Raw genomic sequence first — 8,314 nt, forward strand, 5'->3', positions numbered from 1 at the left:
AGGCACGAACTCCTCCAGGGAGCGGATCGTTTTTTCGGTAAGGTGAGGCACGCTCAGCCCTTCTCTCTCCGCCGCGTCCGTCATGGTGACTGACCCGCCGCCGGCTCCTCCCAGGATGGCGGCGTTTCGGCCGTGAGGCAGAGGTACTCTTTGCAGGGCCGCCAGGGTGGTGATCAGCTCTTCCATGGAGCTGACCGAGATAATTCCGGACTGCCTGCAGAGCGCCTGCCAGATTTTCGGGGATCCGGCCAGGGAGGCGGTGTGAGACTGGGTGGCCCTGGAGCCGCCTTCAGTCAGCCCGCCCTTCCAGGCCACCATGGGCTTTACGCGGGTAATGTTCCTGGCCGCTTCAAAAAAGGACCGCCCGTCTTTCAGACCTTCGATGTATAAGCCTATGATTTTGGTCTTTTCATCCTGGGCAATATATTTCAGGAAATCGTGACACTGCAGGTCGCTGGCGTTGCCATAGCTGACGACCTTGCTGAAACGAAGCCCGTAATCCCTGCCTTCCTCGATGAAGTGACCGGCCAGTTGACCGCTCTGGGAAATAAAACCCACCGGCCCGGGCGTGCGAGGGAAATCCCTGGTCCAGGCCAGGCCGCCTTCCGGGCAGTAAATCCCCATGCAGTTGGGCCCGATGACCCGGATACCGCTTTCCCGGGCCAGCCTGACCAGCTCTTTTTCAATCTCGATGTTCTCTTCACGCCCGGTCTCGCTGAAACCTGCGGTGAAGAGATGTACGAATTTAACACCCTTGGCCGCACAGTCCTTCATAATCGGCAGGACGACCGCATGCGGCACGCTGAAGATCACAAAGTCCACTTCCTCGGGAATCTCACGGATGCTTTTGTATGCTTTCATACCAAGGATATTTTCCGCTTTAGGGTGGACCGGGAAAATTTTGCCTTTGAAGTTTTCTTTGAGCGCGCCTTCAATAAAGGTGTTGCCTCCCCACATGAAGCCGCCGCCTCTGGGGGAAGCGCCCACTACTGCAATGTTTTTAGGGTAAAAAAGCCGGTCCAGGTCAGGAGTCGCCGTCTCGGTTTCTGAGACGCTCCAGAGGTGTTCCAGCTTACTGGGGCATTCTATGGCCATGAAAATCCTCCAAATTAAGGGCCGAAGACAACAGGAGCCATGTAATATATATTATCTGGCAGGCCTGGCCAGGGGAACGAACTTTGAAGGTTCATAACCAGGCCGGTTGGCTAGGCCTTCTTTCAAACAACATTATAGTTTATTCTAAAAAGGCTTGAAAATCAAGGGAAAGCGACAGCCCCGGGGCAGCCTGCCGGGAAAAGACAAACCTGCAGGCGCTGTTGAAAATACAGGCTCAAAGGCGATTTCTTGACGGAAGTGCCGGGTGCCGTTATACTGAAGCCATGACTGAAAGCATTGATGAAATCACGATCAACTACGAAGAAGACGGCATCCTGGTCATCGAAGAGCTTGAGAAGATCGTCCTGAACCGGGGAGCCTGGACCACGATTCTGTTTCTTTTTCGAGAGCGGGACCGCCGTACCGGCGAATTCGGACCGCCCAAGGCCGGTTTGAGGCGTTATCAGAAGTTTCGCGGCCTCTTTCGCAAGAGGGACGCGATCAATCTTTCAGAAAAAACCGCTGGAGTCCTGCTGGAAAAACTTACGGAATGGTTCGACCAGGGAAAATCCCCAAAACAGGACCCCTTCGCGTCCGATTCAACTTAAAACCCTGACCCTGGCGCTTCCAATAGCTTATTTCGCACTCGGAAAAACCCGGCCTTCTCGGCTGAAGACGGCCAGGGCCTCTCGGACGCGGCAGACTCAGCCTTTCCCCTCATAATGATCGCTCATTTCCGCTCTTCAATTCGTACTAAAAAAAATTTTTCGCCACAACTTCCTGCATTTGTATATAATAAGCGATAGTTGAAAGGCAAAAAAATATCACTCCAGCATGAAAGCCGTGTCTCACGAGAAACGATATCATGGGCTTCCAAGAGGATGACACCATCAAGGTAGAGGGTTCTGAGGGGGAGAACAAGTCTCCTGAGGGCCAGATCGCCGAGCTCAAGGCCAGGCTGGACATCTATCAGAAGACGCTGACTGAGATATACGAGCTATACGATACCCGGATCGAAGAGCTGTCTCTCATACGCCGCATCAGCGATTCCATGCGCGCCTCCCTGGACCTCAAAGAACTCTGCCTCGAGCTGGTGGACATTGTGGCTCATGAAGTCACGCTGGATCGGCTGGACCTTTTACTCCTGGACCCTGCTGACAAGGAACTCCGAATCAAGGCCTCATTCGCCGCGCTGAAGGACGAGAGCCGCTATTTTGAAAATAATGAGGCCGAGGTCATTCCCCTTGATGAGGGCCCGGCCTCTGAGGCCGCCCGGTTAAGGAAACCCGTCATCCTGCCAGCACCTGATCAGGAGGCGCGGCACGAGTCCTCGCCGGAATCACCCTCCCGCCTCTTCCTGCCGCTTGTGGCCCGGGACAGGACGGTCGGCCTTTTCTCTCTGAGCCGGCCGGTCTCACAACCTTTTCAGGAAAGCGAGGTCCGCGTCCTGACCATTATCTCGGATCAGGCGGCGGCCACCCTGGCCAACTTACGGCTGCTGGATGAGCTGGCTCAGGCCAACCTGCGTCTCAAGGCATCCGAGCGCCAGGCTCGCGAGACGAGCCTCTACCTGGAAAGCCTGCTCGAAACGGCCAATGACGTCATCTTCACCCTGGATTTTGAGGGCCTGATTACTTACGTCAATCGCAAGGTCGAGGAATGGGGTTATGACAAGGAGACGCTCGTCAGCCGGCCGCTGTCCGAGCTTGTCTCCGAACCCCGCCAGGCTCAAGGCCTGGCTGAACAGCTCCAGGCTCAAACCACACAGGTCCTGGAACTGGCCATGCAAAGCCCGGCTCACGGCCGCCGCGACGTGCTGCTCAGCATTTCCAGACTTGAGGCCGACCGGAGCCAGGATGCGAACTATCTCGTTCTGGCCAGGGACATTACCGAACGCAAGCAGCTGGAGAAACAGCTCTTTCACTCAGAAAAACTCGCCAGTATCGGCATCCTGGCCGCCGGGGTCGCCCACGAAATCGGTAATCCTTTGAGCGCCATCTCCGGATACACTCAGATTCTTCAAAGCGGCGAGACGTTTGAGCCCGAGGCCCGGGAATATCTCGAGGGGATTGCCAGCCAGGCGACGCGTATCCAGCGCATCATCGAAAACCTGCTTGACTACTCCCGGCCTTCAGCCGGTATCCGTTCGGAGCTGAAGGTGGCAGAGACCGTGCGCACCGTCATGTCCATGCTCACCTCGCAGCGCGCTTTCAGAGGTCTGGACCTCAAACTCAACCTGGATGACGACCTGCCCGCAGTCAACATGGACCGGGATCACCTGGCCCAGATAATCATTAATATCGCCCTCAACGCGGCTCAGGCCATGCAAGGCAGCGGCAGCCTGGAGATTACGACCGCTTTTCAGGAAGGACAGGTTCAGATTCGGCTGGCCGACTCCGGCCCGGGCATCCCGGATGAAATCAAGGGCCGCATCTTCGACCCCTTCTTCACCACCAAATCCGTGGGTGAAGGCACCGGCCTGGGCCTGTCCATCTGTTATAAAATCGTGGAAAGCTACAATGGCAGCATTGCCTTTGAAAGCAGGCCCGGCCGGGGCGCCACTTTCAGCATCAACCTGCCAGCCTCATCTCAGCCAGAGGAACCCTAACCATGCCTTCAGCCCCACGCATTCTCGTCGTTGACGACGAAGAACACATCCGGAAGATCTTGACCATCATGCTCTCCAAAAAGGGCTATCAGACCGAGACCGCGGCCAGCGCTCATGAGGCCCTGGAACTGATCGGCCAGATGTCCTTTGACGTGGTCGTGACCGACCTGCGCATGCCGGGCATGGATGGTCTTGATCTCCTGCGCCGCCTCAAGGAGCAAGACCCGGACCTGACCGTGATCATCATCACGGCCTTCTCCACGGTCGAAACCGCCATCGAGGCCATGAAGCAGGGCGCTTACGACTACATCTCCAAGCCCTTTCGCGAGGATGAGATCCTCATTGTCCTGGAGAAGGCGCTGGAGAGGCGGGAGATACTGGCGGAAAACCGGCAGCTTCGGGCCGAGGTTCAGGAAAAGTACGACTTTTCCAACTTCATCGGTCATTCGGCCTCCATGGAACGGGTCTTCGAGATCATCGCCAAGGTGGCTGAAACCAAAACGACCGTGCTTATAACCGGCGGCAGCGGCACAGGCAAGGAACTGGCCGCCAAATCCATCCACTTCAACAGCCCGCGCCGCCAGAAGCCCTTTATAGCCATCAACTGCGGGGCAGTGCCAGGCAGCCTGCTCGAAAGCGAGTTCTTCGGGTATGTCAAAGGGGCGTTTTCCGGTGCGGACCGGGCCAAAAAGGGCCTCTTTGAGGAGGCGAACGGCGGGACCCTTTTCCTTGACGAGGTCAGCGAACTGCCGTTGGACCTGCAGGTTAAAATCCTGCGGGCCGTCCAGGAAGAGGAGATTCGGCGGCTGGGTGAGGCCGCGACCCGGCCGGTGGACTTGAGGCTCATGGCCGCCACCAATAAGGACCTCCAGGAGGAAATCAGCGCGGGCCGTTTCAGGGAAGACCTTTATTACCGGCTCAACGTCATCCAGCTTAACCTTCCCGACCTTAAGGAGCGCATCGAGGATATTCCCCTTCTAGCCCCGCATTTTCTGGCCAAGGTCAGGGAAAAGAACAACCTCGGTCCGAAAAGGCTTTCGGCCGAGGCGGTGAGGGCCCTGACTGAGTACCACTGGCCGGGCAACGTGCGCGAGCTGATCAATGTCATCGAGCAGGCCGCCATTATGTCAGAAGGGCCGGTCATTACCCCGGACGACCTCCCTTTTAGTCCGGCCCCGGCCTCATCCAGCGGTATCCACGTGGCCGTGCCTGAAGATCAGCTTGACTTAAGGGTTGCCATCAAGGAGGTCACCGCCCAGACCGAACGGATCATCATTAAACGCACACTGGAAAAAACCGGCCAAAACCGCACCCAGGCCGCTAAAAAATTAGGCATCAGCCGCCGCTCCCTGATTAACAAAATCCAGACCCACGGTCTGGACGCAGGTCTGGCTGCAGATGAGCGTTCCGCATCAAAGTGATTGACACCGGTGGCTTTCAAGCCTCGTTTTTTTAGTTCTCTCGTGATACATTTTCCTATATGATGTTCAGGGATGCCGAAACTGTATTGTCCTTGCAACTTAATGTCCTGAAAAAGCAGCCATGCACACTGTCTTACAATTCCTGCAACCTTTTCTCCACCTGATTCGCCGGGAGCAGCTGCACCGCGTGGCCTTGATCCTGGTCCTTCTGGTTCTCCTGGGCAGCGCTACCTTTTCCTTGTTTGAAACAGACATGGGATTCCTCGACTCCCTGTGGTGGACGGTCGTCACCGTAACGACCGTGGGTTATGGGGATATCTCCCCCACGACCATCGGCGGCCGCATCGTAGGCTTTGGAGTCATGATTTTAGGGATTGGTCTGCTGGGTGTCTTTACCGCCACGGTGGCGGGTGTTTTCGTCGAACATAAACTGAAGGAAGACAAGGGTATGAAAACGAGAAAAGTGAGTCAGCATTTTGTGATCTGCGGCTGGAACTTCCGGGGACCTGCAATTGTGGCCGAACTTCGCGCCGACATCAAGAGCAAGAAGAAACCAATCGTACTCATTGCGGAGATACCGGAAAAACCGCTGGACGATCCTGATCTTCAATTCATCCGCGGCGAGGTTGAGCCGGACGCTCTGGACAGGGCCAATATCGGAGAGGCGCAGGTGGCGATCATTCTTTCAGATGAAAACCTGGACGCTTACGCCCGCGACGCCAAAACCATCCTGAACACCCTGACCATCAAGAGCCTGTATCCTGATGTTTACGCCTGTGTCGAGCTGATGCATTCCAAGAATATAGACCACTGCCAGCGGGCCAAAGCGGATGAAATCATCGTGGTGGGCGAACTGAGCACCAACCTGCTCGTCCAGGCGGCGCTCGACCACGGTATTACCAGGATTATCACCGAGCTGGTCAGCACTCGCTATGGGAGCGACCTGTATAAGGTCAGGGTGCCGCCGCACCTGGCAGGACAGACTTTTTTTGATATAATGTGTGAACTGAAGAAAAACAACGACGTCCTGTGCCTGGGCGTAGAAAACGCGAACGGCCGGCAGCTGCTCGCCAACCCGGACTGCGAATACAAGGTCAATAGCGATGATCACCTCGTGCTCATTGCCTCGTCCAGACCTGAGTTGAAATGAGGCGGCGTTGGAGGAAAACATTTTCAAAATGCTCTCTACTAAGAGATAATAATCCAAAAAACAGTACAAATCGGGAGGTGGTTATGTCCGAGAAATTTGAACTGGTAAAGGAGTACCTCTTTGACATGGGAGTCCTTATTGTCAATGAGGACCCGGCTGAAGAGCTGGTGGTGGTCAATGATGAGGATAACGGCATCAATCACATGGTCATTGACTGCGAAGAGCCGATCCTGGTCCTGGAGCAGGTGATCATGAAGGTATCAAAACAGCCGGGGGACCTGTTCAAACGCCTGCTACAGATGAATCGCGAACTGGTCCATGGCGCCTTCGTGCTGGATGATAAGGCCGAACTCATCCTTTTCCGGGATACACTTCAGCTCGAAAACATTGACCGCAACGAACTCGAGGCCTCCATCCAGGCCTTGGGCCTGGCCCTGGTCGAGTTTAGTTCCGAACTAATCAATTACGCCGATAAATAGAACTGTCCGCTTTTTATCTACCTTAAGGAGGTATGACATTATGTCCATTTTTAAACGTCTTATGAAGGTGGGTCAGGCTGAGGCTCATGCCGTGCTGGATAAGGTCGAAGACCCCATCAGAATGACCGAACAGGGCATCCGGGACCTCAAAAAGGACCTTCAGGGCGCCATGACCAGCCTGGCTGAGGTTAAAGGCATCGCCCTTCGCACCCGGAGAGAATCGGAAAACCACAAGAAACGGGTCGCTGATTACGAACGCAAGGCCATGATGCTGCTCCAGAAGATGCAGAACGGCGAAGTGGATCAAGCCGACGCGGAGCGACTGGCCACCGAGGCCTTAAACAAAAAAGAGGAGGCCGCGCAGGAGGCCATCAGGCTCTCCCAGGAGGCGGACCGGCACGAACAAATGGCCAGCCAGCTTCAATCCAACGTCAACAAGATCAAATCAACCATTACCACCTATGAAAACGACCTGGTAACGCTCAAGGCCCGGTCCAAGACAGCCGCGGCCACGAAAAAAATCAACCAGCAGATCGTCAATATTGATTCCTCCGGGACTATCGCCATGCTGGAAAAGATGAAGCAGAAGGTGGAGGAGGACGAATCCCTGGCCGTGGCTTACGGAGAGATGGCCGCCATAGATCGAAACGTGGACGACGAGATCAACGCCGCCCTTGAAAGCGGCAGCAACCCCGCCACCCCTTCGGTGCATCTTATCGAACTTAAAGAAAAAATGGGGATCAGTTAAAAAGTCCTCATGGAATGAACCGGTGAAATCATGGGCTTTAAGGACCTTTTCAAAAAAAAGCAGCCGCCAAAACCGGACCCGCTCAAGGACCTGACCCTGTCCAACCTGAAAAAAGGGTACTTCGTGGACTATGACCTCAAGACCTGGGAGGTCACCGCTGCCAATTATTACGACTTCGGCCAGGGAGACGTCACCCGCGAATGGCAGCTCAAAAACGAAGAGGAAACCGTGTACCTGGAAATGGAGTCAGACGACGAGGAGTTCTGGAGCCTGAACCGAAAGATCCCCTTCGGCCGGCTGGGACCGGGCCTCAAGGACCATATCCTGGAACATGAGGACCCACCTGAGGAGATTGTCTTTGACAGCGTGACCTTTTACCTGGACGAAACCGGCGGGGGCCATTATTTCAAGGACGAGCAGGGCCCGGGCCAGGAATTCATCCGCTGGAGCTACAGGGATGACTCTGGTAAAAAACTCCTGGATATCGAGCAGTGGGGGGAAACGGATTTCGAGGCATCGGTGGGCGAAAGAGTGGAGGAGTACCAGTTTACGAATATCCTGCCCCGGGAGGAGTAGGGGCGGTCAGATGAACACCTCTAGACCGTGATACAACATCTTTTATGTTCCTCCTCCCTGCCCGCAGACAAAAGCAAGTTTTGATTTGATCAGGGTATACTGGAAAATCTCGGCTTCAAAATAATCCATGTTTGGATAATTATCCTTAGAACGCCTGAGTTCAATGGCGGCAAAAGCGCGTAGTGGTTTTGATGTCACCTGCAACGACTGGTTAGAACGCAAACCGGTTTGCCACAT

At 55.2% G+C, this 8,314-nt stretch carries 9 protein-coding genes; 7 read left to right on the forward strand and 2 right to left on the reverse strand.

The window, feature by feature from the left end:
• Positions 1 to 1,095 (reverse strand): CoA-binding protein (locus JRI95_14945; GenBank protein MBW2062840.1); only part of this gene is annotated, 1,095 nt, incomplete at its 3' end.
• Positions 1,096 to 1,379: 284 nt separating this feature from the next.
• On the opposite strand from JRI95_14945, the gene JRI95_14950 reads away from it, so the two are divergent.
• The 7 genes from JRI95_14950 (at position 1,380) to JRI95_14980 (ending at position 8,077) form a co-directional block, all read left to right on the forward strand.
• A complete protein-coding gene (locus JRI95_14950; protein MBW2062841.1) occupies positions 1,380 to 1,703 on the forward strand; it encodes a hypothetical protein in 324 nt (107 codons plus the stop codon).
• A 257-nt stretch (positions 1,704 to 1,960) separates the two neighbouring features.
• Positions 1,961 to 3,703 (forward strand): PAS domain S-box protein, encoded by a 1,743-nt coding sequence (locus JRI95_14955; GenBank protein MBW2062842.1) that lies wholly within the window; start codon positions 1,961 to 1,963, stop codon positions 3,701 to 3,703.
• 2 nt (positions 3,704 to 3,705) lie between these two features.
• The gene (locus JRI95_14960) at positions 3,706 to 5,124 is read left to right on the forward strand and encodes a sigma-54-dependent Fis family transcriptional regulator (GenBank protein MBW2062843.1); all 1,419 of its coding nucleotides are present in this window, start codon (positions 3,706 to 3,708) and stop codon (positions 5,122 to 5,124) included.
• A gap of 121 nt (positions 5,125 to 5,245) precedes the next feature.
• Complete coding sequence (locus JRI95_14965; protein ID MBW2062844.1) at positions 5,246 to 6,274, forward strand: NAD-binding protein; 1,029 nt, start codon at positions 5,246 to 5,248, stop codon at positions 6,272 to 6,274.
• Positions 6,275 to 6,357: 83 nt separating this feature from the next.
• The gene (locus JRI95_14970) at positions 6,358 to 6,753 is read left to right on the forward strand and encodes a YbjN domain-containing protein (protein MBW2062845.1); all 396 of its coding nucleotides are present in this window, start codon (positions 6,358 to 6,360) and stop codon (positions 6,751 to 6,753) included.
• 40 nt (positions 6,754 to 6,793) lie between these two features.
• The gene (locus JRI95_14975; protein ID MBW2062846.1) at positions 6,794 to 7,501 is read left to right on the forward strand and encodes a PspA/IM30 family protein; all 708 of its coding nucleotides are present in this window, start codon (positions 6,794 to 6,796) and stop codon (positions 7,499 to 7,501) included.
• A 30-nt stretch (positions 7,502 to 7,531) separates the two neighbouring features.
• A complete protein-coding gene (locus tag JRI95_14980; GenBank protein MBW2062847.1) occupies positions 7,532 to 8,077 on the forward strand; it encodes a DUF4178 domain-containing protein in 546 nt (181 codons plus the stop codon).
• Positions 8,078 to 8,119: 42 nt separating this feature from the next.
• On the opposite strand, the gene JRI95_14985 is transcribed toward JRI95_14980, so the two are convergent.
• Positions 8,120 to 8,314: hypothetical protein (locus tag JRI95_14985; GenBank protein ID MBW2062848.1), on the reverse strand; the 195-nt coding region annotated here is incomplete at its 5' end.

The organism is Deltaproteobacteria bacterium (genome assembly GCA_019308995.1).
Taxonomy (GTDB): Bacteria; Desulfobacterota; Desulfarculia; order Adiutricales; family JAFDHD01; genus JAFDHD01.